Below are 23262 nucleotides of genomic sequence, written 5' to 3'. Positions count from 1 at the left end.
CTATAATTGTGGAATTTTTAACAGAGGTTGACAGATGTTCCGAACGGTACCCCTTCTGATCCTCACAGCGCTGGGCCTGCACGCAGCGCTCCTGCAAAGCAGTACCGTCCCCTGCGACGTGTCCTACTTCACGGCCGATATCGGCGGCTGCGAACTGATCTATACGGAGGGGAACCTCCCCGTTGCCCGGGAAGCGGCCGCGGTCGAGAACACCCTGTTGCCGCAGTATGACGAGCTCTACGGCTACACGATGGACGAGACGCTCTATGTCGGCCTGCTCTCCAGCCACAATCAGATCGCCAACGGCTTCTCCACCCCCTATCCCATCAACCGCCAGATCAACTACGGCGGCGGGGCACTGATGATCGACTACTTCAGCACGACCTCCTGGCTAAACACTCTGCTCTACCACGAAAGCGCCCACAACTACCAGATGAACGTCAAGGACAACCCCGTCTCCAGCACGCTGCACACCATTTTCGGCAACGGCTTCGTCCTGCTGCCCTGGTTCACCCTGCCCAACATCGTTGAAAGCAGCTTTCTGCTGGAGGGGAATGCCGTCCTTAACGAATCCTGGCACGGCAACGGAGGACGACTCTACAGCGGCCGTTTCAAAGCCGCGACCCTACAGCAGGCAAAGGCGGGTCTCCTGACGCCCGAACGGGTCTACAATGCCCATTACGACTTCCTTTACGGCTCGCATTTCTACACCCTGGGGGGTTTTTACCAGTACGACCTGGCCAGTACCTTCGGGATGGCGGACGTCAATGCCTACTGGCGGCTGCATTCGTATAACTGGTTCTGGCCCTTCTTCACCAATCGCACGACCAGGCGCAGTATCGGCTACGATTTTGAAACAGCCCTGCACACCTGGGCGGACAAGATGGCCTCGGAAGCGGAAGCGATGAATGATGTCGAAAGCAAGCCCCTCGCCGCCACCCAGTTCTACACACCGATCAACGGCGATAAAGATGCCGTCTATTTCACTGTCAACGCGACCGGCAGAAGCTTCCCCGAGCTGGTCGTCTACGACAAGAAAAGCGGCAGACTCAGCCGGGAAAGCGGCAGCTACCGCGCCGGAAAAGTCGTCAGGACCCCCGAAGGACGCTACGCGACCCAGAGCAGCGCCTACACCTCTCCGCTGCGCATCGAGGCCGGACTCTATACAGAAGGCGCCCACCTCATAAGCGGCACGGCCGGCCGCGTCATCGAGGGGTACCTCCGCGACGGCACCCCCGTCTACTTCGATGTGCCCGCCTCCTTCGACCAGCCGCAGCTCTATGTCGGCGACAGCTTTTATGCCCGGACCAACTCCTCCGTCTTTATCGACGGGGAAGACAACCTCTACTATTTCGTGCAGGGTGAAGGCAAAACGCGCACCCTCTACAGGAACAAAACCCCGCTCTTCTCCCTCCGGGGCTACTACGGGAACGTCAGCGGCGTCGACAGCCGCGGCCGCGTCTACTTCATCGCCAATACGCCGCACGGTTCCGGACTGTTCCGTTTCGAGAACGGCAAGATCACGCGGGCGCACCCCGCCGACACCATCTTCGAGGCGCGCCTCATCGACGACACCCATGCCCTGGCGGCCGTGATGGGCGCGGATGCCTACCGCTATCAAAAGATCTCCCTCGAAACGATCGACGAGGTGCCCTACGAGGTCACCCTCTTTTTCGAGCACATGGGGGAGAACCCTCCGGAAACGAATGCATCGGCGGAGGCTCTCGACCTCGAACACCCCTACCGTTCCCCTCTTGAACTGCACTACAGCGGTACGGACGTCGCCTTAGGCAGCGACAGCGACGCGGGCGTGCTCTTTGACCTCTCCCTTAACTTCGCCGACCCGCTGACGCGCAACCTCCTCTCCGCGTTCGTCACTCGGAATGTCGATGAATACACACTCGGCGGGATGCGCTACGCCAACAGCGAGTACCTCCTGCAGTTCGCCGTGACCGCCTACGGCGTCATTGACGCCCCCGAGCGCAATGCCACCGAACCCTCTCCCCGTCCTTTCGGCTTCTCGGCGGAAGCGGAGCTCCCCTTTTGGCAGCGCGGCTACGCATACGGCGCACTGCGGGCCGCCTACTACCAGGACTACGAGGCCGATACCCGGACCCCGATCTCGCTCTCCCTTCCCCTGGCACGCAGCGAGCAGTACGGTGTCAGCATGTACCGCAACGCCTTTGACGCTTTGAGCCCCTATGTCGCTTTCGACCGTGGGGACACTGCCTGGGGCGGGGAGGCGGCGCTGGAACGCGACCTGAGCCACGAGTGCTACCTCGCCCTGGGCGGGCAGTACTCGCAGAGCGACGCCGACAACGGTGTGGACGCCCGGGGGGTCAAACTCGCGACGGGCATCGCCGACAAGCTCAAAGAGAACGACCCCTCGACGGTCGTCATGCCGACCCTGCGCGACACGACGTATGCCAAAAGCGCACTCAAAGCCGATGCGGAGCTGCGCAAGGTGTTCAACCTCTCCGCGTACTTCTTTACCTTCCCCGTTTCGCTCCGCCGCGAGGCCCTGCGCGCCGGGTACGCCTACTACGACCTCGAATCTTTCAACCCCTCGGCCCCGCACCTCTACACTTCAGAGGCCTCGGCCGGGCTGACACTTGATACCTTCTGGTTCAACAAACTCCCGCTGCCCATCACCGTGGACTATTACTACAGCGACTCCCCGCTGGCGTCGGACCGCCACAGTGTCCGCTTCGGCGTGGGCATCGCCTACTGACCTAATAATCCAGCGTAAACCCCAGTCCGATGTTATACCCCCGGAGGCCGTCGGCCTGGATCGTGCTCACTTCGAGAAAAAAACGCTCGATATAGTTCATCGCCTCGCTGACGTACCAGTAGCCGACACCGCCGAGCGTCCCGTAGCCGTCAAAGTGCGTCACGCGCGTAATATCGCCCCCCAGGTAACTGCCGCGCAGGTACCCCTCCAGCGTCAGGTACATCCCGTGGTAGTCCGCCAGCGGCGCCGATTCACCTCCGATGGAAAAGGAGGTGACGTTCGTCTGGGTGGTAAACTTGCTCAGCTGCTTGGTACTGATGGCGCTTTTGGTCTCATAGAGGTCGTAGGTCAGTGTCGCGTAGGGTTTGTACCCTTTCCATTCACGCCGGTACTCCAGCGCAAAAAAGACGCGGTAGGAGATGTTGGCGTTGTAGCTCTCTTTAAACAGGTCCCCGACACTGTCGCCTGCGCCGTTATCGTCGCGGGCGCTGACGCCGACCCGGGAGTAGATCGCCTCGAGCCCGCCGAGCATCTCGAACCCCAGGCCCGGTCGGTAGCGCAGCCCCCCGCCGATCCCGCCGGTATAGGTGCGTAGCATGTTCGTCGCGCTCAGCGCGATGTCGCCGGAGAGCGGTGTCGATGTATTGACGTCGTTGGTCAGCTTGGTTTTGCTGTATCCCACTCCGCCGATCACGAAGGCGTTCAGGTCCGGGGCGAAAGGATCAAACTGGTAGCGCAGCGGGAGGTGGATGATGTACATGCTCGTATTGGCCCGGGTGAACTCGTAGGTCCCGGAGTTGAGTCCGTCCTTGGTCGTAAAGACCATCAGGGCATTGATGTTGGCAAGGTACGCTTTCTTCGCCGCCTCTTCGGGCGTATCCGCGCCCCACAGGACACGGCACAGCATCCAGACGGCCAGCACAACACGTGTCATCGCTCCGCTTCGCTTTTTTCGTTATTATAGCGTCATGAAGTGTCATCTCTGCAAGATCGTTCTGCCCATACTCGCCCTCTTCCTCGGGCTGCTTTATGTCGGCAGCCGTTTCCTCCCGCCGCTGGCCCCCGACCACGTCACCATCGCCACCGGCACCGAAGAGGGGATCTACTACCAAAGCGCGCTGCGCTACAAAGCGCTGCTGGCCAAGCAGCATGTCACGGTCGATATCGTTCCCACGCAGGGATCGGTGGAGGCACTCGGACTGCTCAAAGCGAAAAAGGTCGACATCGCATTTGTGCAGAGCGGGAGTACGGATGCGTTCAGAAGCGAGCCCTTTACCTCCCTCGCCAGCCTCTACAACGAACCGATCTGGGTCTACTACTCCGCCGCAGCTGGGGAACTGCACAACCTGAGCGAACTCAAGGGAAAACGCATCGCCGTCGGTGCCGACGGGAGCGGAACAAAGGCCCTCGCGCTCACGCTGCTGGGGGCGAACGGTATCACGTCGGAGAACAGCACCTTACTCTCCCTCGGAAACGACGCGGGGGCCCAGGCGCTCTTCGACGGCGACGCCGATGCGCTTTTTAGCATCATCGGCGCCTTCGCGCCGCTGACAAAGACGCTGCTGCTCGATCCGAAGATCAAACTGCTCGACTTCACCCGAACCCACGCCTATACCGTCCGCTACCCCTTTCTCAATGCCGTCACGCTGGATGAAGGGGTCATGGACCTTGAACACAACCTCCCCGCAACGACCAAGCATCTCATCGCCGCGACGGCGACGCTGGTCAGCCGCGACGATCTCCATCCCGATCTCATCCGGCTGGTGCTGCGCGCCGCCCAAAAGGTCCACGGCGGCGCAGGCGTTTTCCGCAAAGAGGGCGAGTTCCCCGGCACCGCCCGCCTGGAATTCCCTATCAACGCCGATGCGGAGGTCTATCTGCGCGACGGCGAGAGCTGGCTGGAGAGCCTCTTCCCCTTCTGGATTGCCTCGATCATCAAGCGGCTGATGCTGCTTTTTATCCCGGTCATCGCCCTGATGATCCCGCTGGTGAAACTCTTCCTGCCGCTCGTGAGCTGGCGCAGCCGCTCCAAGATCTACCGCTGGTACAGAACGCTCAATGCGATCGAAGATGAGATGGACAGCTATGACGCGCCGCAGCGGCGCGAAGCGGTCATGAAACTCGAAGAGGCACTGCTAAAGATCCAGAAAGTCGACGTACCGCTCTCCTATCGCCGGGAGTATTACGACCTGATCCAGCACTTCGAGCTGATCCTGGGCAAGCTCCGCGCGCAGCGCTAGGAGACTATACCCCTTTGTTCGCGTCCCAGATGCGGATATGAAGGCGGTCGCTGTAGGTGTAGCCGCGGGCCTTGCAGAAATCGATGACGGCTTCGGTGTTGGCTTCGATCTCGGCGCGGCTGCCGCCCATGGGCATGCAGTAGACCTGGAGCTGCGGCGCATGCGCGACGATTTCGTCGATCTCGTGCTCCATGTTCTCGCCGATGGAGCCACGGTCGATCGTAAACTTGAAGTAGGCCTCTTTCGCCTGCTGCGCAATAGGGACGAAGGCGTTTGGGCGCACCCGTTTCTCAAATGGTTCACCGCTGTTGGAGAGCTTGACGGAGAGGGCGAAGACGCAGTCGCGGTAGACCGGAAAGCGCTCGAAATCGACGGGCATGGCGCCGTTGGTCTCGAAGGTGACGCGGTGCCCCCGGTCTACGAGGTGGCGCACAAAGGCGGTAAAGACCTCGTTTTCCGCATAGATCAGCGGCTCACCGCCGGTCATGACGACGTCGACCTGCGGCGGAAGGGTATACCCGTTCATGATCGTAATGAGCTCGTCCATATGCTCGATGCAGAGCCACTGGGCACCGAAATGCTGCTTGTTGACGGCATAGACGGTATCGCAGCCCGTGACCGTCACCCCGTTCGCGGCGGTCTCGCTGCAGGCGAACCCCTCGCAGCGCATATTGCAGCCGCCGAAACGGAAAAAGAGCGACGGCACACCCGTATAGCGTCCCTCGCCCTGGATGGAGTAGAAGTGTTCGACCAGGTAGAGCATCAGCCCCCCGTTTCGTAAAAGGCGCGCTTGGAGTGCTCGCCGTCCGGATCGCTCCAGCGGTTCTTCTCCGGTTTGTTCTTGACAACCTCTTTGAGGATCAGGGCCGCCGTTTTGATGTCGCCCCGCTTGACGGCGTCCTTGATGCTCATCGCCTCGTCAAAGTAGAGGCAGGGGATCAGCTGTCCCTCGGCGGTGAGGCGGATACGGTTGCACTTTTTGCAGAAATCGTCCTTGTGCGGTTCGATGATGCCGAACTCGTAGCCATCGCCGAGCTTGTAGTAGTGCGACGGGGAGTGGCCGTCGAAGCCCTCGTCCTCGTAGCTGTAGCGGCTGCCGATGATGCTGAGCAGCTCCTCGCTGTCAAGCCCCTTGACTTCATCATGGGCGTGAACATTTTCCATGTACTCGATAAAGCGCACGACCATTCCCCGCTCTTTGCAGTACTCGAGGATGTCGAGGACCTCGCCGTCGTTGACGCCCTTCATCGGCACCATATTCACCTTGACCTTGAGGCCGACTTTGAGCGCCTCTTCGATGCCCGCGAGGACCGGTCCCAGAACGTCTTTCTGGGCGATCTTCTCCGCCACCTCCGGTTTGAGCGAATCGACGGAGACGTTCAGGCGGCGCAGCCCGGCGTCGTAGAGCCGCTGCGCCGCCCCCTTGAGCAAAAATGCGTTGGTCGTCATCGCCAGGTCGACATCGGGCTTGTAGTCATGGATCATCTTGATGAAGACGTCGAGGTCTTCGCGCAGGAGCGGTTCACCCCCCGTGATACGGATCTTCTTCACACCTTCGTCGATGGCCACCTTGATAAAGGCGAAAAGCTCCTCGAAACTGAGCAGTTTCTCTTTGGGGACCCAGGAGAAGGGTTTTTCCGGCATACAGTACTGACAGCGGAAATTGCAGCGCTCCGTTACCGAAACGCGGAGATAATCAACGGTCCTGTCAAACTTGTCTACCAGCAATGCCTACTCTTTTTCAAGGGACGTCCGAATCGCTCGGGGTGTGCCTCATATTTTGATGTGTGGAAAGGTATCCTATCCATTAGAAAAGTGAAATTATAGCGGGAAGTTGATTGGAAAGGGTTGAGATGGGTTAAGTAACCGGGTGCGGCAGGGCCGCGGGCCCCGGAGTTAGTGCAGATCTTTCCAGATCTCTTTTTTCCAGAGATAGGATGCCGCCGCGAAGACGAGCAGGAAGATCATCACCTTGATACCGACGCTATCGCGTTCGGCATGCTTCGGATCGCCCGCCTCTACGAGGTACTCGATCACCTTCTCCGCCCCGTCTTTGCTCACACCGACCCGCGGCATCGCCGTGCCGTGGAGCAAGTTCTGCGGGTTCTCGATAAAGGTCGAGATGTAGTGTTCGCCGCGGGAACGGATGTACATGGAGAGATCCGGCGGGAGTTTACCCATATAGCCCATCAGGTTCGCGTTGTAATCCTCGACCTGTGTCAGGAAGACCAGCTCGTCGCGCTTTTTCCTGAAGACCGGTTTCTCGCCGATCTGCGTCCACTTCTCGTACTTGACGGCGTGACAGCGGCCGCAGGCCGTATCGAATGCCTGCTTCGGCGTAATCTGGTCCGGTTTCGGCGCGATGGACTGCAGGTAGGCGACCATATCGGCGACCTCCTGGTCAATGTCCCCGCCGGCACCGTAGAAGGCGACCATCGGGTGCATCTTGCCGCTCTCAGGCGTGAACTTGTGCTCGACCATCAGCGCCTGCGTCGGGTTCTTGATCAGCGCCGCGAGGAACTTGGCAGCGTAAATACCGCCCGCGTTGCTCAGGTCCGGCGGGTTGACGCCGTAAGCCGCACTATTGTCGACCGGTGACATTGCCGCCGGGAAGCCCGCGGCTTCAATGCTGTGACAGCCGATACAGCCGCCTGCACCCATGACCAGCTCCTGGCCGCGGGCCACATCGCCCGTTTTCTCAAGCGGCGGAAGATCATCATAGGAGAACCCTTCGCTCTCAACATGCGCATGCATCTGCGAATGGGCAAAAGGTTCGACCAACCAGTAAGTCACCAGGGTAAAGAAGATGACAACAGCTAAAATTTTAAATTCTTTCATCTACTTCTCCTTATACCCGTTTTTCATTTCTTGTGATGAACGGCAGGATCACCCACAGGGCGATAAATGCATATGCCGCTACTTTACCGATAAGGCTGTAGACGCCGACCGGCGGCAGCTTGCCCATCGCGGTCAGGACGATCAGATCGATAACCATTGCCCAGAACCAGAAGAAAAAGAGGCCGCGGCGGCTTGCCGGCACGGCGTTCGGACTGCGGTCGAACCACGGCAGCAGGAAGAAGATCACCTGTGCAAAGCCGAAGGCGACGAGGCCCGGATCTTTCGGGAACGGACGCAGGATCTCATAACTCCAGAGGAAGTACCACTCCGGATAGATGTGCGGCGGCGTCTTCAATCCGTCAGCCGGGTCGAAGTTGATCGGGTCCATCGCGAAACCGAAGTGCCAGAAGACCAGGTAGAAGAAGAAGATCAGGTAGATGCTCACGACGAACATATCCTTGGAAAGGAAGTCGTTCGCGAAGGCGATGACCTTGGACTCTTTCTTGTTGCCGGCTTTGTACTTGGCCGCTTCTTCCTCGAAATCGAACTCTTCGCCGTCCTGGTTATTGACGTGCGGGATGCGCAGGGCACCGAAGTGCAGACCGATGACCCCCAGGATCGCCAGCGGGATCAGCAGGACGTGCAGCATAAAGAAGCGGTCCAGGAAGGCCTGACCCGGGACGTAGTCACCGCGGATCCACTCAACAAGCCCGTTGAACTCCAGCGAACCGAGGCTGAAGAGGTTGGTAATAACCATCCCCGCCCAGTAGCTCATCTGGCCCCACGGCAGCATGTAACCGCTGAACGCTTCGGCGGAGAACGCCACGAACAGGAGCATACCGGAGATCCAGATCATCTCGCGGCCTTTTTTGTACGAACCGTAGTAGATCCCCGTCAGCATGTGGATATAGATGATCAAAAAGACGACGGAGGCCGCAACGGCATGTACGTGGCGCCAGAGCCAGCCGAAATCCACTTCGCGCATGATCGTATAGTTGACACTGTCAAAGGCTGTGTCGACGTTTGGCTGATAGTACATCAGCAGGAAAATCCCTGAAACGAGAAGGATGCCGAACGTAAACGCCAGAACCATCCCCATTGCCCAAAGAAAATTGATGTTTTTCGGAATCCAATACTCTTTTGAGAGTACGCGCTGCAGCGTATCGATCGCCAGGCGCTGGTTCAACCAGTCATGAACGCTGGTTGCTTTGGTAAAATGTGCCATTTCTCCCCCTCACTTATGCCAGCACGCCGGCTTCTTTCATTTTGCGATACGCTTCGCCCTCTTCACCCAGTACGACCGTGTTGCCCTTCACGTTAAAGGGCGGGATCACCATCGGACTCGGCGGCGGAGCTTTCGTCTCGATACCGCTGCTGTCGAACTCACCCCCGTGGCAGGCACATTTGAAGTCCAGTTTCGCTTCGCGGTAAGCCGGGATACATCCCAGGTGCGTACACAGCCCGATACAGATAAGGAAGCTATCCCCGTTCACGACGATATCGCGTGCCGTCTGCTCCGCGCTTTGCTTGGCGACCATCTCCGGTGTCTTTTTCAGTACGAAGATCGGCTTTCCACGCCATTTTTCGACCATCAGCTTATTCGGTTCAGCTGCGCTCAGATCGATTGTCGTAAAACCCGCGGCTTTGACGCTCGGAAGCGGGTCCCACGATTTTTTCATGGCATAAAGTGCTCCGACGGCGCCGACACCGGCCACCGCACCGAAGACTTTACCCATAAAACCCCTACGGCTTTGCTCCATAGTTATGTCCTCTCTTATAAAATATTTCGCTCTATCTTATATAAAATAGGATTAAGTCAATATAAATCTAGATTTTGTTTAAGAAAGGTTGCCAGTTTTTCGCTATTTTTGGGGCATGCGTGATAGGTATGTGATTGCATTTTATTTAATGCTTCGGATAATGCAGACTTATTAAAACCATGAATAACGGGAATGGTGAGTGATTCAAAAAGCGGAATGAAATCGGTCGGGTAGTCTTCCCGCTGCAGGTAGATCGGTTTGCCGCCGGCGGCCAGATGCTCCAGTACTGCCTGCGGCGAGGACGTTACCAGACATTCGCTACCGGCGATCACGGCATCGTACGCCTCTTCGTCATGCAGCGCCGTGAAACTGCCCTTGAGTTTCTCGCCGTAGCCGTAGAACCAGTAGAACCCTTCCAGCAGCTCCAGCTCCAGCCCCGCGAAGGTTGCAGCGTTCGCCGCAAGGTCCTCTTCATAATCATCGTCGCCGAAGAAGAAAGCCCGCTTGATCGTTTTGGGCTTTTCTTCGAACCAGGCGTCGTCCACCGCGACCCCCTTGAAAACCCCTTCGCCTTCGAGATAGGGGGAGATAAGAAGTTCATCGGGATGCTTCTGTTCGTTGGGATCGTCGCTGATGCGGATAAAGGTCGAGAAGTAGCGGGTCATGTCATCGAGCATCACCGGATTGATCTCGGCGGAGTCAAAGATGATCTTGTCCCCGTTGTTTGCGATCTGGGGAATGTTACGCACGACGTCGACGCCGACGGCACGCTTGATGCCGTGTTCGCGGGCCATCGAGGCGATGCGGAAATCGGAGCTCAGCAGGGTGATGTCGACGTCGCCCAGCGCGCGGATGATCGTCGCGGCGCGGCGGAAACGGTCCAGGCCGATACGGTGCCCGGTATGCACATAGTAAAAGAGTCTCATCCTGCCGCCTTTTTCTGCGCCATTTTGATATAGATGTGCAGGATCTCGATCGCTGCCGGCGTCACCCCGCTGATCTGCGAGGCCGCCTGCAGGGTCGGCGGGTTGAAGGTCTTGAGCTTTTCGACGATCTCGTTGGAGAGCCCTTTGACGGAAGCGAAATCGAACCCTTCCGGGATCTTGATGCTGATGTTCTTCTTCATCTTCTCGATCTCGTCAAGCTGCTTCTCGACGTAGCGGGCGTACTTCGCGTCGATCATGATCTGCTCCTGGATATACGGATCGTACTTGGAGAGTTCCGGCAGAAGTTTCAGCATCTTCTCCCGGGTGAAGCTCTTGCGGGCGATAAGCTGCTGCGCGCTGATCTTGTCGGTCACGCGCTCCTCGCCGATGCTCTCGAGAAAGGCAAGGAACTCCTTGTTCGGAGTATATTCCGTCGCGTTGATGAGCGCTGCTCCCTCTTCGATCTGCAGCCGTTTCGCCTCGAACTTCTCAAAGGTAGCATCGTCGATGAGTCCCGCATCGTGGCCGTATTTGCCCAGGCGGATGTCCGCCGTCTCTTCGCGCAGCAGCAGGCGGTACTCGGCGCGGGAGGTGAACATGCGGTAGGGCTCTTTGGTCCCCTTGGTGACCAAGTCGTCGATCAGAACGCCGATGTAAGCTTCGTCGCGGCCCAGCACCAGCGGCTCCCGTCCGTCCAGGGAGAGCGCGGCATTGATCCCGGCCATCAGCCCCTGGGCCGCCGCTTCTTCGTAGCCCGTCGTCCCGTTGATCTGGCCGGCGAGGAAAAGGTGGTGCACCTTTTTCGTCTCCAGGGAGTGTTTCAGCTCCGTCGGGTCGACGTAATCGTACTCGATGGCGTAGCCGTAGCGGACGATCTTCGCGTTCTCCATGCCGCGCACGGAGTGGACCATCGCCTGCTGCACGTCGGGCGGAAGCGACGTACTCATCCCGTTGATGTAGCACTCGGTGTTCTCCTCGGTCTGCGGCTCGATAAAAAGGTGGTGACGATCTTTGTCCCGGAAACGATTGATCTTATCCTCGATGCTGGGGCAGTAGCGGGGGCCTATACCCTCGATCTGGCCGGTGAAGAGCGGGGCGCGGTGGAAGTTGCCTTCGATGATGCCGTGCGTATCCTCGTTCGTGTAGGCGATGTAACAGGGGAGCTGCTGCTTCGTTTCGGCGAACGTCTCGCGGTCGGTGCGGAAACTGAAGGGGCTCGGCAGTTTGTCGCCGGGCTGCTGCTCCATCACCGAGAAATCGATCGTCTTGGAGTCGACGCGGGGGCAGGTCCCCGTTTTGAGGCGACCGACCTTGAGGCCGAGAGCGCGGAGCGAATCGGAGAGATTCTCCGCCGAGAACTCCCCGAAGCGGCCGGCGGTCTGTTTGACCTCGCCGATATGCACGACCCCTTTGAGAAAGGTCCCCGTCGTGAGAATGACACGTTTGGCGCGGTACTCGTTGAGCAGGTTCGTACGTACCCCCGTTACCGTCTGCTCTTCATAAAGCAGCCCTTCGACGGTCTCCTGCAGCAGGTCGAGGTTCGGGGTGTTCAAAATGACGTTGCGCGCGGCGATGCGGTACTTGTCCATATCGATCTGCGCCCGGCTGCCGCGCACGGCGGGACCTTTGGCGGCATTGAGGATGCGGTACTGGATCCCCGCCTCGTCGGTAAGCAGTCCCATTTCGCCGCCGAGGGCGTCGAGTTCTCTGACCAAATGCCCCTTTGCCAGTCCGCCGACGGCCGGGTTGCATGACGTCGCCCCTACCTGTTCGGCCAGCATGGAGACCAGCAGGGTCTTCTTGCCCATCCGTGCCGCCGCGAGGGAGGCTTCGATGCCCGCATGCCCGCCGCCGACGACGATAATATCGTATTCCAACACGTCTCTCTCCGCTATTCAGGTCTTTTCGACCTTTTAATAAATGGAATTATAGCGACTTCGGAGCCGATACCTCTGCCTAGCCGCTTCGTTTAAAACTAAATTGAGGATTGATCGGGTATAATGCGGGTCTTCAAAAAATGTAGACAGGTGGCCGAGCGGTTGAAGGCGCACGCCTGGAACGCGTGTAAGTGTAACAGCTTCGAGGGTTCGAATCCCTTCCTGTCTGCCATATCCATCACCTCTTTATTTCATCCGCTTTGAACACATCATCACTATAGAAGCATTTGACACCCTTCGGCATCCCTGCAACGGCATTGGCCTTCAGAGAATTTACTCCTCTTCGTCTTCCGAAGCATCCCGCGTCGGTTTATGCGTCTTCAGCCACGCCTCGATCATATCGCGTTCGCGGTCCGTATACCCTCTTTTTTCATTGGGCAGCGCCTCATCGGACTCCTCTTTTGCGGGTCTCCTTTTCCGCGGTACCGCATCATCGTCGTCATCATAGGGAGCAGCGTTCTCCCTGCCGGCCGAAGCATCATCGTCATCATACTTCATCGTATTCCTCCGAGACTATATGTAGCAATCATAATCTATTTCGAATGAGGAAACAAGAGCAAATTAATGCCGTTCGGCGCGGGAATGAAAACGGAAAGAACCGGCCGCCGGCCGGGAAGAAGAAGTCTGCTACAGTTTACACATCTTCCAAAGTGTCGAGGTAGCGGTGCCGCCGGAGAGTTCGATGGTCGCGATGCAGTTCGCGTCGGCGCCCTCGAGGTATTGAAAGACGAGATAGCGGATCCCTGCGATCTCCATGATTTTACCGTCCGCACTGACGCCCCACTCGCCGCCGCTGCCGGTCGATATGGTCCCGTTTTCGCTGAAATAAAGCGTCTCTGAGGGCGCCGTGTTGCCCGAATAGCCCGAAATCGTCCATGTCCCTACAACCACGAAGTTGTAGTTGAGCAGGTTCCCGAACTTGACCGTCGGGCCGTAATAGTAGCCCGACGTCGACACATTGGCATCCTGGTTCTGCAGCGTTTCATGGCAGAGCTTCAGGGTCTGGCCGTTGTCGGTCACCTCGTAGCAGTTCGGCTGCCCCTGATACCCCTGTCCCGTAGAGGTGTACTGGTGAGTCACCCCGTCGTAATTGCCGACGGAGAGCGGGTTCCCGGTCGCGGCGACACCCCACTCCCAGTAGCTGTTGTAGCCGTCGGACCTGTTTTGCTGAAAACCGAACCCGTCCGGCTGAAAGCTGTATCCGTACTGGTAACGGTCATAAAAGACGATGCCGTCGGTGCGGTCCGTGTTGCTCTGGGAGTAGATGCTCCACACGTCCTCGGCTACCGTCTCCCCCGTCGCGCTCGGGAAGAGGACGCTATCGCCGTAGCATCCGAACGCGTTTTCGGAGTAGGAACCCGCCGGGCAGTTGTTTGCCGGCGTCGTCGGCAGGTCGATGGTATTGTTATCCTGCGTCTGCACATCTTCGACCGGTCCGCATCCGCCCAGCAGGGCAAAAAGCGCTGCTGCTGCCATGATCAAGGTATGTCGTTTCTTCATACCTCCATTATACCCTTTGAAGTTAAACTCCTTATGGCTTTCGCGAACTCACAGCCGACTTTCTCTATAATGTCCCCAAAAACCGACGGTGCCCCGGAAAAGGAGTCGTATTGCCCAAAATCAGCAAAGCCATCGCCAACCTCGATGACAGCGAACTGGGCGATAACCTTCTCTACTACGACTACCACGTCAAGCACCTGCTCTCCCTCGTCAAAAAGGGGCTCGGTCCCGACAGCGACGCCTTCATGAGCGCGTACCGCTCCTTCGAAGGGGAAGTCTTCGAAAACTACGCCTACGAGATGCTGCTGCGCTACGCCAAACAGCACAAATTCATTAAAAAGTTCATCGTCAAAGGGCCCCACAAACAACGTACGAAGGCCCAGCCGAACGCCCTCTCCGTCAACTGGAAGGGACAGATCGTCTACCGGATCAAGCGCAACGAGATCGGTGAATTCGACGCGATGTTCTTTACGGAGAAAGAGCTCTACTTCGTCGAGATGACCCTGGTGGGCTCGGTAACGAACCTGCGCAAGCGTATGCGGAAAAAACGGGCGCTGCTGCAGACCCTCTTCCCCCACTACGACATCAAGGCCCTCCTGGTACTCAACGAAGGGGTGACGGGGCTCAGCACCCTGCCCGATTATGCGACGGCATGGGTCACCAAACCCTACAGCGCCGCGAGCGTATTCGAATGGCTGAAGCAGGAGAAACGGCCGCGCCGCAAGCCCTTCAAACGCATCAGCGGATCGCAGATCGTCGGAACGGAAGATCTTAAAATCCACCCGTTCCGCTACTACAACACTCTGGGGTGGGTACTGAACAAGACGCGGATCAAGAACGGAGTGATCAATACCCAGTTCCTCTTTTCCAACACCGTGCAGCGCTACCACGACCTTTTCGTCAAAATGTATATCGGCTATATGGAGCCCGACGCCTTCAAAGAGCGCTTCCCCGGCATCGCCAACCCGAACGATGCCCGGGCCTACATCGCGGTCGAAAAAGAGCACACCGGCGGCTATATCCTCAACTTTTTTCTCTCCCACAGCCGCAAGAACCTGGAGCTGATCACCGAGCGCAACGGCCGTCCCCACTCCGTCAAGAAAGATCCCTACGGCGTCACCGTAACGGAAATCGCCTATATCAGCAACGTCATCAAACCCCACCATGCCATGAGCAGTGCCCAGGTCGATACGGTGATCCGGAAACTCTCCAAACACCACGTGACGGAGTAGGCTAGACCGGATCGCGCCCGCCGTACACGATGCGGTTCCGTCCTGATTTCTTCGCCCTGTAAAGCGCCTCGTCCGCCGCGGAAATACATTTGGAAATGCTGTCCGCAGGCCCCGGCACCAGCGAACAGTAGCCGAAACTGAGGCTGACGCCGCGCACCGCTTCCGCCGGGGAAGGCAGTTCTGACATATTCCACACTTTCTCCTGCAGGCGTTTGACCAGGGCCAAGGCATCTTCATGCCCCGTATTGAAAAGGATGATGGCAAACTCTTCGCCGCCGTAACGCGCCACCAGATCCGACGCGCGCTTGATCTCGCTGCCGAGGATTTCGGCAATCGTATGGATCACGACATCGCCGGCAGGGTGCCCGTAAGTGTCGTTGACCCGTTTGAAATTGTCAATGTCGCAAATAATGAGTGAAAGCGGGAGATGTTCGCGTACGCAGATCGACCAGTGCTCCGTCAGGTGCTCCTGAAACGAACGCCGGTTCGCGATGCCGGTCAGGACATCCAGGCGGCTCAGGGCCTTCAAGCGCTCGTTCGCCGATTTGAGGGCTGCCTCCGCCGCCTTGCGGATGCGGATCTCCTCCTGAAGCTGCGTATTGGTCCAGCTCAATTCGTCCGTGCGCTCCCGCACCTTTTCATCCAGGTGCCGGTTGAGTTCATCGAGCTCGGATGTGTAGTGGCGGATACGTTCAAACATCTGCTGCATCGACTCCTCGATCATCCGCACCTCTTCACAGCACGCCTCGGGCATCGTACTCATATCGTCGGTTTTGGGATCGAAATTCTGGATCCACTCCAGCAGTACATAGAGCGGCCGTATCGCAAAATGCAAAATGACGATCAGCAGCATCAAAAGCGCTCCTGCGACCAACACAAAACTGACGATAAACGTCCGGTGTTCATGCTCCGTCATCTGCAGCACCCGGCTGGCAAAGACGAATGTCACCTCGCCCAGTGCGCTTCCGCCCTGCGGGTCCGGTAGCACTTTTTGCAGACGGATCTCGGGACCTTCCGGCGGTTGCCGCACCTGCGCGTCGATCGTTCCCGCCTGCTCCGTCCGAAGAACAATACGCACCAGGTCCGGATTCTGCTCAACCAGCTCCATCATATACTGCCGGTTCTCCTCCCGCAGCTCAAATGCCGTGTTCACCGCCAGGACGGGAAGTACCGTGTCGGCGACGGTCTCGTACTTACTCTGTTCGGCGGCGTTGAGAATGACTTTGAGCTTGACTTCGTACTGGTACTGCACCAGCAAGAAGAGTACCAGGGCAAAGACGACTACCGTGCCGAGGATGCGGACACGAACGCTGATCGACGCTTTCATCGTTTCCCCCTCGGCGGCTCCAGGAGTTTGGAGATGCGTTTGAGCCCGCTGCTGAAGTGTATCCCCGCCTCCTTCGCCTGTGACAGGTTGAGGTAGGGACGCACGCTCCGACCCACATGCAGCGAGATGAGTACCCCATCTTCAAGGTAGCGGTTCTCATAGGAGACCGTCAATTTGCGCTTCGCGGTCGCAAACGAGACGGCACGACGGATGTTGGGTTCTTCCGCGTTGAGCAGGAAAAGGAGTTCGCTGCGCGCACAGCGTTGCTCCAGACTTCCGTACCGGCTCTTGACGATCCAGATCCGCTCGCCTTTCCACCCGTCGGGATAGGCGGTGCGGACCATGCTGGCGAAGGCATCGGCCACCTCTCCTTCTCCCTCGTCGTACACGACGCAGATCGCCAGGCGGCCTTCCACGTTATTCGTCACCCCCGTACTCATCCTCAAAAAACGCGGTACCAACTTCGCCTGGGTCTCGAGCAGCACCGGTTCATACTGGTATGCCGCCAGGGCCAGCGGCAGCAACAATACAAAGATGCCTACCCGTTTCAAAACCGGTACTCTGCCGTGATCAGAAAGTTTCTGCCTTCCCGGGGAAGCCCCCCGGGATGGCGGGAGTAGTAGCTGGGATAACGCACATCGGCATCGGTGAGGTTTTTCATACTGATCATCAGGCTCCAGTGCGCCGGGCTGACATAGGCCAGCGTCGTATCCAGCGTCAGGTAGGGCGAAAGGTTCGACGACCCTGCCCGTGCCTCAAACTCGCGGTTATAGGGACGTTCGCCGATGTATTTGGCCAAAAGGGAGAGCGAAAAGAGCGGCGTCATGTAGTGGACGTAATACCCCTTCGTCATCCAGAGCGCCGCCGTCGGCATCAGCTGTTCGATCCCGCTCCCGGCCGTCTGGTAGGTCGTATGGGTATACGAGAGGCTCAGGTTCAGATGGTCCTGGGCCAGCAACATCGCATCGTATACCATTTCAAACCCAGCAGAGGTGCGCGACGGCCAGTTCCTGTAGCCGCCTTCGGCCGGTTTGTCATCAATATCGAGGACATCGCGTTGCAGCGCATAATAGCTGTTGAGCTGCAGACGTTGACCGGTGTCCTGTTTAAAGATGGCGATCGCTTCGAAGGTCTCCGTCGTCTCCGCGGTGAGCGACGGATTCCCGGCACGGGTGCCGTCGCCGGGACCGTAATCCACCGAGTACTGCTCCACCCAGGAGGGGACACGGAACGCATGGCCGTAATTGAGCTTGAACTGCCAGCGGTCATCCGGTGTATAGAGGGCGCCGACCTGCAGGCTCGGGTAGAAGCGTTTCTCCTTGGCATAATAGTCCCCCCGTGCGGCGAGCAGCAGGCCGAACTTCCTGCTGACGTCCCAGTCATCACGCAGGTAGAGGGCAAGGTTGTCGCGCCGCAACCCCTCTTCAACGAGAGGACGGTCACCGTAGGGGGTAAGCGTATCGCTGATCTCGTTGCTGCGCTCCGCGATGCGCTGCCACAGTACACCGGCTTCGATGGAGTTCCCCTCTACGGCCCTGCTCTTCAGACGGCTTTCGACCCGGAACCTATCCTCGCTTTCGTTCACGCTGAAGCGGTAGGGGATCCACACCCCCGCCGCAGAGTCGTGATAATAATCCTGTGCCTCGACATCAAGATCGTAGTAACTGTATGCGAGCGTCGTATGCAGCGTCGTGGCACTGCCCACCGGCGCTTCGTACCCCCCTTCGGCAAAAAAGTAGCGCTCGATATTGCGGGGATCGGTGTCAAGCTCCAGACGTTCGTTCCACCCGTAATAGTTCCCGCTTTCTCTGCTTTTCAGTCGGCTCTTCAGGCTCCATCCCCGGTGCTGTAAGCTCATCCCGACACTGTAATCGTTCAGACGCTCATTGCTTTCGGAGGCGCGAAGAAACGGGACGGCCCCCGTCCCAGGATCATAGATATAGTCCGGTACAAAGTCGTCACCGGCATAGAGAAATTTGTCCGAACGCTGCAGGTAGACATCCGCCTGCAGCGACGTCTCCGCCCCCAGTGGCGCGAAGATACGTCCGCCGCCCATACGGTAGGCATAACTCCCCCCACCGAAAAAAAGGCCGCTGCCGTCCGCTTCACTGTGGCGCGTCGTCACGCTGATCACCCCGTTGAAAGCCCCGCTGCCGAAATAGGCGGATGCCGGTCCACGAAGCACTTCGATCCGCTCGATGATTCCCACCGGCAGCTCCAAGAAGGTGGCGGTGTTCGACAGAAAAGCGGTTTCAATGGGAACGCCGTCGAGGACCAGGCGCGTTTTGTCGAAGGTAAAGGTATTGGGATTGTCAAGCCCCCGCACGATCACTTTTTTCACCCCGAACTGGCTGATACTCGTCTCAACGCCGGGCATGATCGAAAGGGCCTCGAAGAGCGTGTTCAGCCCGAGTCGGAACAGTTGATCATGTTCGAGAACCGAGACGACAGAGGTGGTGTAGTCGAGGTTCAACCCCGCCGATGCAACCCCGCGGTTCGCTTCTTCCAGCAAAGCCGCCAGATCATCGCTGCCTGTCCCGGCAGCCATAAGCATCAGGGGGAAGGCACATCCCAACACTGTTCCCAGTTTCACGTAACACCCTGAATCCGATATAACATAATCCTATAATATAGGAGAACGTCTGAGGGGATTGTTAAATTCTGCGACTATATCTAGAGCGTATTAAAGGCCCGGTCGCCGGCGTCGCCCAGGCCCGGAAGAATGAATTTGTCCGCACTCAGGCCTCTGTCGATCTGCGCAATGAAGAGGGCCAGCTCCGGATGAGTAGCCGTGACCTTCTCCACCCCTTCGGGGGAAGCGATGATATGCAGCGACGTGATCCGTGCGGGCTCCTTTTGGCGCAGCAGCGTCACGGCATCGTTAAGTGAACCGCCCGTCGCGACCATCGGATCGACGATCACGACATGCCTGCCGCGGCATTCGGGCACGCGGTCGTAATAGAGCTTCGCTTCATGCGTCGTCTCATCCCGTTTCATCGCCAGGAAACCGACCGAGGCCTTTGGGAAAAGATCCATGACGGCATCGAGCATCGGCAGCCCCGCGCGCAGGATTGTCACGAAAACGATCTCCGATTCATCCGCCAGAGCATACGTGTTCTCTCCCTGCCAGGTTCGCAGCGGCACGGGCTTCAGATCATCCTCCCCCAGTGCCGCATCCACCAGCAGCAGCGTCAGCTGTTTTACCAGCCGGCGAAACTCCTCTGCGTCGGTCGTCCCGTCACGCAGCCGGTTGATGAGATGGGTTGTCAAAGGGGAATGGAGTGCATGGGTCATGGAAGCTCCTCGAAAGAAGGATCATCAATTGTACAGAAGATTATCTAAAAGGGAAAAAAGAGAATCGGGGCCGCAGCCCCGGAAGATTACAGCGCCGCTTTGGCCTGTGCGACGACGGCAGAGAAAGCCGCTGCGTCGTTCATCGCCATGTCGGCAAGAATTTTACGGTCAAGCTCGATGCCTGCTTTTTTCAGACCGTTCATGAACGTAGAGTAGTTCATATCGTTAAGGCGGCATGCCGCATTGATACGAACGATCCACAGTTTGCGGAAATCGCGTTTCTTCTGCTTGCGGTCACGGTAAGCATAGACGAGGCTGCGCTCGAGCTGCTCTTTCGCTTTGCGGAAGTGTTTGCGGCGACCGCTGTAGAAACCGCGTGCAAGTTTCAGTACTTTTTTGTGACGACGGCGTCTGACGACACCCGTTTTTACTCTTGGCATATTCTTTTCCTTTCTTTACCCGTTCATCTGTTTCACTGTTCCGGGTGCCGCTGTGCGGACTTGCCCAGCCTGAGCTGGAGAGTTAGCTGTTGGACCGCTTACGCGATCATTTCTTTGACGGCTTTGGCATCTGTGTTTGTCAGATACTTCGGCGTGTTCTGCTTACGGCGTGTACCGGCATCCTGTTTTGTCAGGATGTGGCTGCGAAACGCTGTACCGCGTTTGACTTTGCCGCTTTTTTTGACCTTGAAACGCTTGACAGCGCCCTTGACCGATTTCATCTTTGGCATCGTGCATCCTTTCTGTAATCTCGACATTTACACCTGCAGGTATAAAATGAGGACGCGATTATAGCGTAAAAAACGTTAAATTGGAATAGCGTGTCTGGAAGATGCCGGCGGATGCCGGCGGCGGGGGAAGGATTATTTCTTCTTGTCGTCTTTTTTCGGCAGGACGAGCATATTGTAGTAGCGCCCTTCCAGGCGCGGCTCTTTGTCCATGACGCCGATATCCTCGACCATCGGCCATACTTTGAGCAGGACATCCTTCGCCGCTTCGGGGTGGGCCATTTCGCGGCCGCGCAAGAAAACGCGGAATTTGACGTGCTTGCCCTCTTCGAGGAACTCGCGGGCGTGTTTGACCTTGTAGCCAACGTCGTTCTCGGCGATCTTGACGGAGAGTTTGATCTCCTTGACCTCGATCTTGACCTGCTTCTTCTTCGCCTCTTTTTTCTTCTTCTCTTCTTGGTACTTGAATTTGCCGTAATCCATGATCTTCGCGACCGGCGGTTTTGCCGTCGGGGAGATCAGAACAAGATCAAGTCCGAGCTCGTTTGCTTTGTCCATCGCGACATCTGTCGGGACGATACCCAGTGCTTCTCCGCCGTCTACGACACAGCGTACCTCGTGAGCTCGGATGTCATCGTTCATGATGACGCGGTCTTGTTTTTTACTCAAAAATGTACCTCATTAATTTTCTTCTGGATCAGCGCGATGAACTCTACTTCGGAGAGATCGTACTGTGTCCGTTCGCGGCGGTCGCGTACCGCCACTTTCTTGTTGGCTACCTCGTCGTCACCGATAACGATGATCATAGGCACCCGTCCTTTTTCCGCCGTACGGACCCGTTTGTTCAGACTTTCGTTCTTGTCGAAGATCTCCGAATCGGCTCCGATGTCCATCAATTTGTCCGACAGCTCCTTCGCATAAGCGTTATGCGTTTCGGCGATCGGAATGATCGCCACCTGCGTCGGCGCGACGAACATCGGGAATTCCCCGGCGTAATGCTCTGTCAATATACCAATAAATCGCTCAAATGAACCTAAAATCGCACGGTGGATCATCACCGGCTGCACCTTGGCGTTGCCTTCACCCGTGTATTCGAGCTCGAAACGCTCCGGCAGGTTGAAGTCGAGCTGGACCGTTCCGCACTGCCACTCCCGGCCGATCGCATCGGTGATTTTGATGTCGATCTTCGGCCCGTAGAAGGCCCCGCCCCCCTCGTCGATCCCGTAGGTAAGGCTGTTACGGTCCATCGCCGTCTTCAGCGCGTTGGTCGCCGTTTCCCAGATCGCGTCGTCGCCGACGGCCTTCTCCGGCTTGGTTGAGATCATCATCTGGTACTCAAAGCCGAAGGTCTTCATGATCTTGTCGATGAAATCGACGATCTCGATGATCTGCTCCTCGATCTGCTCCGCCGTACAGAAGATGTGCGCATCATCCTGCGTGAACTCCCGGACACGGAAGAGCCCGTGGAGCGCCCCCGTCATCTCGTGGCGGTGGACGACGCCGTATTCAAAGTACTTCAGCGGCAGGTCGCGGTAGGAGTGCAAGTCGTGTTCATAGGCCTTGATGTGGCCGACGCAGTTCATCGGCTTGACGCCGAACTCGATCTCGTCGATATTTGTGAAATACATGTTCTCGCCGTAGTTCTGGTAGTGCCCGGAGGTCTTCCAGAGATCCGAACGCAGCATCTCCGGTCCGCGGACCGGCTCGTAGCCGCGCTTGCGGTGCGCCTTGAAGAGCAGTCCCTCCAGGCGCGAACGCAGGCGTCCCCCGGCCGGAAGCCAGATCGGGAAGCCCGCGCCGACCTCTTCGCGGAAGGTAAAGAGTTTCATCTCGTTGCCGATCTTGCGGTGGTCGCGTTTTTCCGCCTCCGCCATGCGGTCAAGGTAGGCTTTGAGGGTCTCTTTGTCCGCGAAGGCGACGCCGTAGATACGGGTCAGCATCTCATTCTTGCTGTCGCCGCCGCGGTAGGCCCCGGCGATCTTCGTCAGTTTGAAGTGACGGATATGGCGCACGCTCGGCAGGTGCGGACCCCGGCAGAGGTCCTCGAAATCGCCCTGTTTGTAGACGGAAACTTTTGTCTCCGGGATACGCTTCAGGACATCGAGTTTCAGCTCGTCGTTGCCGAATTTGTGTTTCGCCTCTTCCATCGAGATCTCATAGCGTTCGATGTCATACTTCTTCTTCGCCAGTCTGAGCATCTCTTTCTCGATATTCTTCAGGTCCGCTTCACCAATCTCTTCGTCGACTTTGAAGTCGTAATAGAATCCGTCTTTGACGACGGGGCCAACGAAAAACTTGGCATTGGTGTAGAGCGAATTGATCGCCTGGGCCATCAGGTGTGCCGTGGAGTGGCGTAGCACTTCCAGGGCGTCATCCGAGTTATCCAGTACGATCGCTTCCCCGCTGATTCCGAGGGCCTCGGCGGTTTGCAAATCAATGATATCGTCGTTGTGTTTGAGTGCAATAGCATCCATCAGTCTCTGTTCCTAACATTCATTTTGTCACGGGACACCCGAAGACGTCCGAAAATATTGGCGTGATTCTAGCGAATTTTCCTATGGAAACTAGTTAAAGGATCGGATAAAGAGCGGGATTTAATATTGTTTGGAAGAATGGTGGCCCCAACAGGACTTGAACCTGTGACCACCACCATGTCAAGGTGGTGCTCTACCAACTGAGCTATGGGACCATCAGTTAAGAGGCCGAAATTATAGCCCCTCATATATTAGAAACTGCTTAAGAATAGCGCA

21 protein-coding genes and 2 tRNA genes are annotated in these 23262 nt (G+C 57.6%); 4 read left to right on the top strand and 19 right to left on the bottom strand.

All coding sequences use genetic code 11. The features are described 5' to 3' along the window. The first annotated feature begins 34 nt into the window (after positions 1 to 34). Complete coding sequence (locus WCX72_RS01875; protein WP_345970557.1) at positions 35 to 2731, top strand: hypothetical protein; 2697 nt, start codon at positions 35 to 37, stop codon at positions 2729 to 2731. 1 nt (position 2732) lies between these two features. Here WCX72_RS01875 and WCX72_RS01870 read toward each other — a convergent pair whose 3' ends face one another. Then, positions 2733 to 3665 (bottom strand): hypothetical protein, encoded by a 933-nt coding sequence (locus WCX72_RS01870; protein WP_345970556.1) that lies wholly within the window; start codon positions 3663 to 3665, stop codon positions 2733 to 2735. Positions 3666 to 3699: 34 nt separating this feature from the next. Here WCX72_RS01870 and WCX72_RS01865 point away from each other — a divergent pair, with 34 nt between their 5' ends. Continuing rightward, the gene (locus WCX72_RS01865; RefSeq protein ID WP_345970554.1) at positions 3700 to 4971 is read left to right on the top strand and encodes a TAXI family TRAP transporter solute-binding subunit; all 1272 of its coding nucleotides are present in this window, start codon (positions 3700 to 3702) and stop codon (positions 4969 to 4971) included. 4 nt (positions 4972 to 4975) lie between these two features. Here WCX72_RS01865 and WCX72_RS01860 read toward each other — a convergent pair whose 3' ends face one another. The 7 genes from WCX72_RS01860 to mnmG form a co-directional block, all read right to left on the bottom strand. Continuing rightward, positions 4976 to 5734, bottom strand: a complete 759-nt coding sequence (locus tag WCX72_RS01860; protein WP_345970552.1) for a 7-carboxy-7-deazaguanine synthase QueE — start codon at positions 5732 to 5734, stop codon at positions 4976 to 4978. Beyond that, positions 5734 to 6699, bottom strand: a complete 966-nt coding sequence (gene moaA / locus WCX72_RS01855) for a GTP 3',8-cyclase MoaA (protein WP_345970550.1) — start codon at positions 6697 to 6699, stop codon at positions 5734 to 5736. The genes WCX72_RS01860 and moaA overlap by 1 nt, the downstream gene beginning before the upstream one ends. Positions 6700 to 6867: 168 nt before the next feature. Further along, positions 6868 to 7809: a c-type cytochrome gene (locus WCX72_RS01850; RefSeq protein WP_345970548.1), complete on the bottom strand. Its 942-nt coding sequence runs from the start codon at positions 7807 to 7809 to the stop codon at positions 6868 to 6870. 10 nt (positions 7810 to 7819) lie between these two features. Next, entirely contained in the window at positions 7820 to 9034 is a 1215-nt protein-coding gene (locus WCX72_RS01845; protein WP_345970547.1) for a cytochrome bc complex cytochrome b subunit, read from the bottom strand. A 13-nt stretch (positions 9035 to 9047) separates the two neighbouring features. Then, complete coding sequence (gene petA / locus WCX72_RS01840; RefSeq protein ID WP_345970545.1) at positions 9048 to 9569, bottom strand: ubiquinol-cytochrome c reductase iron-sulfur subunit; 522 nt, start codon at positions 9567 to 9569, stop codon at positions 9048 to 9050. A 56-nt stretch (positions 9570 to 9625) separates the two neighbouring features. Next, positions 9626 to 10495 carry a hypothetical protein gene (locus WCX72_RS01835; protein WP_345970543.1) on the bottom strand — a complete coding sequence of 290 codons (870 nt, stop codon included), beginning with the start codon at positions 10493 to 10495 and terminating at the stop codon, positions 9626 to 9628. Beyond that, positions 10492 to 12372, bottom strand: coding sequence for a tRNA uridine-5-carboxymethylaminomethyl(34) synthesis enzyme MnmG (mnmG, locus tag WCX72_RS01830; protein WP_345971503.1), 1881 nt, complete (start codon positions 12370 to 12372; stop codon positions 10492 to 10494). Before mnmG ends, WCX72_RS01835 begins: the two co-directional genes overlap by 4 nt. 144 nt (positions 12373 to 12516) lie before the next feature. On the opposite strand from mnmG, the gene WCX72_RS01825 reads away from it, so the two are divergent. Further along, positions 12517 to 12604, top strand: a tRNA-Ser gene (locus WCX72_RS01825). Between the two features lie 101 nt (positions 12605 to 12705). Here WCX72_RS01825 and WCX72_RS01820 read toward each other — a convergent pair. Further along, positions 12706 to 12930 (bottom strand): hypothetical protein, encoded by a 225-nt coding sequence (locus tag WCX72_RS01820; protein ID WP_345970542.1) that lies wholly within the window; start codon positions 12928 to 12930, stop codon positions 12706 to 12708. 129 nt (positions 12931 to 13059) lie between these two features. Next, positions 13060 to 13932 (bottom strand): hypothetical protein, encoded by an 873-nt coding sequence (locus tag WCX72_RS01815; RefSeq protein ID WP_345970540.1) that lies wholly within the window; start codon positions 13930 to 13932, stop codon positions 13060 to 13062. Between the two features lie 110 nt (positions 13933 to 14042). Here WCX72_RS01815 and WCX72_RS01810 point away from each other — a divergent pair, with 110 nt between their 5' ends. Next, a complete protein-coding gene (locus WCX72_RS01810; RefSeq protein ID WP_345970539.1) occupies positions 14043 to 15164 on the top strand; it encodes a hypothetical protein in 1122 nt (373 codons plus the stop codon). 1 nt (position 15165) lies between these two features. Here the strand turns inward: WCX72_RS01810 and WCX72_RS01805 are convergent, their stop codons facing one another. The 9 genes from WCX72_RS01805 to WCX72_RS01765 all read right to left on the bottom strand — a co-directional run bounded on the left by WCX72_RS01805 (position 15166) and on the right by WCX72_RS01765 (position 23201). Then, on the bottom strand, positions 15166 to 16491 hold the full coding sequence (locus WCX72_RS01805; RefSeq protein ID WP_345970538.1) for a diguanylate cyclase: 1326 nt from the start codon (positions 16489 to 16491) through the stop codon (positions 15166 to 15168). Further along, complete coding sequence (locus tag WCX72_RS01800; protein WP_345970537.1) at positions 16488 to 17042, bottom strand: YfiR/HmsC family protein; 555 nt, start codon at positions 17040 to 17042, stop codon at positions 16488 to 16490. The genes WCX72_RS01805 and WCX72_RS01800 overlap by 4 nt, the downstream gene beginning before the upstream one ends. Next, on the bottom strand, positions 17039 to 19084 hold the full coding sequence (locus WCX72_RS01795; protein ID WP_345970536.1) for a TonB-dependent receptor: 2046 nt from the start codon (positions 19082 to 19084) through the stop codon (positions 17039 to 17041). The genes WCX72_RS01800 and WCX72_RS01795 overlap by 4 nt, the downstream gene beginning before the upstream one ends. Before the next feature lie 80 nt (positions 19085 to 19164). Continuing rightward, the gene (gene upp, locus WCX72_RS01790) at positions 19165 to 19785 is read right to left on the bottom strand and encodes a uracil phosphoribosyltransferase (protein ID WP_345970535.1); all 621 of its coding nucleotides are present in this window, start codon (positions 19783 to 19785) and stop codon (positions 19165 to 19167) included. A gap of 86 nt (positions 19786 to 19871) precedes the next feature. Beyond that, complete coding sequence (rplT, locus tag WCX72_RS01785) at positions 19872 to 20225, bottom strand: 50S ribosomal protein L20 (protein ID WP_345970534.1); 354 nt, start codon at positions 20223 to 20225, stop codon at positions 19872 to 19874. A gap of 98 nt (positions 20226 to 20323) precedes the next feature. Beyond that, positions 20324 to 20515 carry a 50S ribosomal protein L35 gene (gene rpmI, locus WCX72_RS01780; RefSeq protein WP_231020065.1) on the bottom strand — a complete coding sequence of 64 codons (192 nt, stop codon included), beginning with the start codon at positions 20513 to 20515 and terminating at the stop codon, positions 20324 to 20326. 132 nt (positions 20516 to 20647) lie between these two features. After that, a complete protein-coding gene (infC, locus tag WCX72_RS01775) occupies positions 20648 to 21181 on the bottom strand; it encodes a translation initiation factor IF-3 (RefSeq protein ID WP_255707412.1) in 534 nt (177 codons plus the stop codon). Then, on the bottom strand, positions 21178 to 22986 hold the full coding sequence (gene thrS / locus WCX72_RS01770; protein WP_345970533.1) for a threonine--tRNA ligase: 1809 nt from the start codon (positions 22984 to 22986) through the stop codon (positions 21178 to 21180). The genes infC and thrS overlap by 4 nt, the downstream gene beginning before the upstream one ends. 139 nt (positions 22987 to 23125) lie before the next feature. Continuing rightward, positions 23126 to 23201: transfer RNA gene (locus WCX72_RS01765), tRNA-Val, on the bottom strand. Between the last annotated feature and the right edge of the window lie 61 nt (positions 23202 to 23262).

Origin of the sequence: Thiomicrolovo immobilis, from assembly GCF_039645955.1 — a bacterium.
Lineage (GTDB): Bacteria > Campylobacterota > Campylobacteria > Campylobacterales > Sulfurimonadaceae > Thiomicrolovo > Thiomicrolovo diazotrophicus.
This window is presented reverse-complemented; position numbering and strand designations above follow the sequence as displayed.

Bases quoted from the DNA above. Each gene is read 5' to 3' on its own strand.
- WCX72_RS01860 (WP_345970552.1), bottom strand. From the start codon at position 5,734: ATGCTCTACCTGGTCGAACACTTCTACTCCATCCAGGGCGAGGGACGC.
- WCX72_RS01815 (WP_345970540.1), bottom strand. From the start codon at position 13,932: ATGAAGAAACGACATACCTTGATCATGGCAGCAGCAGCGCTTTTTGCC.
- WCX72_RS01805 (WP_345970538.1), bottom strand. From the start codon at position 16,491: ATGAAAGCGTCGATCAGCGTTCGTGTCCGCATCCTCGGCACGGTAGTC.
- petA (WP_345970545.1), bottom strand. From the start codon at position 9,569: ATGGAGCAAAGCCGTAGGGGTTTTATGGGTAAAGTCTTCGGTGCGGTG.
- WCX72_RS01835 (WP_345970543.1), bottom strand. From the start codon at position 10,495: ATGAGACTCTTTTACTATGTGCATACCGGGCACCGTATCGGCCTGGAC.
- WCX72_RS01865 (WP_345970554.1), top strand. From the start codon at position 3,700: ATGAAGTGTCATCTCTGCAAGATCGTTCTGCCCATACTCGCCCTCTTC.
- WCX72_RS01875 (WP_345970557.1), top strand. From the start codon at position 35: ATGTTCCGAACGGTACCCCTTCTGATCCTCACAGCGCTGGGCCTGCAC.
- rplT (WP_345970534.1), bottom strand. From the start codon at position 20,225: ATGCCAAGAGTAAAAACGGGTGTCGTCAGACGCCGTCGTCACAAAAAA.
- thrS (WP_345970533.1), bottom strand. From the start codon at position 22,986: ATGGATGCTATTGCACTCAAACACAACGACGATATCATTGATTTGCAA.
- WCX72_RS01870 (WP_345970556.1), bottom strand. From the start codon at position 3,665: ATGACACGTGTTGTGCTGGCCGTCTGGATGCTGTGCCGTGTCCTGTGG.
- WCX72_RS01845 (WP_345970547.1), bottom strand. From the start codon at position 9,034: ATGGCACATTTTACCAAAGCAACCAGCGTTCATGACTGGTTGAACCAG.
- upp (WP_345970535.1), bottom strand. From the start codon at position 19,785: ATGACCCATGCACTCCATTCCCCTTTGACAACCCATCTCATCAACCGG.
- WCX72_RS01820 (WP_345970542.1), bottom strand. From the start codon at position 12,930: ATGAAGTATGATGACGATGATGCTTCGGCCGGCAGGGAGAACGCTGCT.
- rpmI (WP_231020065.1), bottom strand. From the start codon at position 20,515: ATGCCAAAGATGAAATCGGTCAAGGGCGCTGTCAAGCGTTTCAAGGTC.
- WCX72_RS01850 (WP_345970548.1), bottom strand. From the start codon at position 7,809: ATGAAAGAATTTAAAATTTTAGCTGTTGTCATCTTCTTTACCCTGGTG.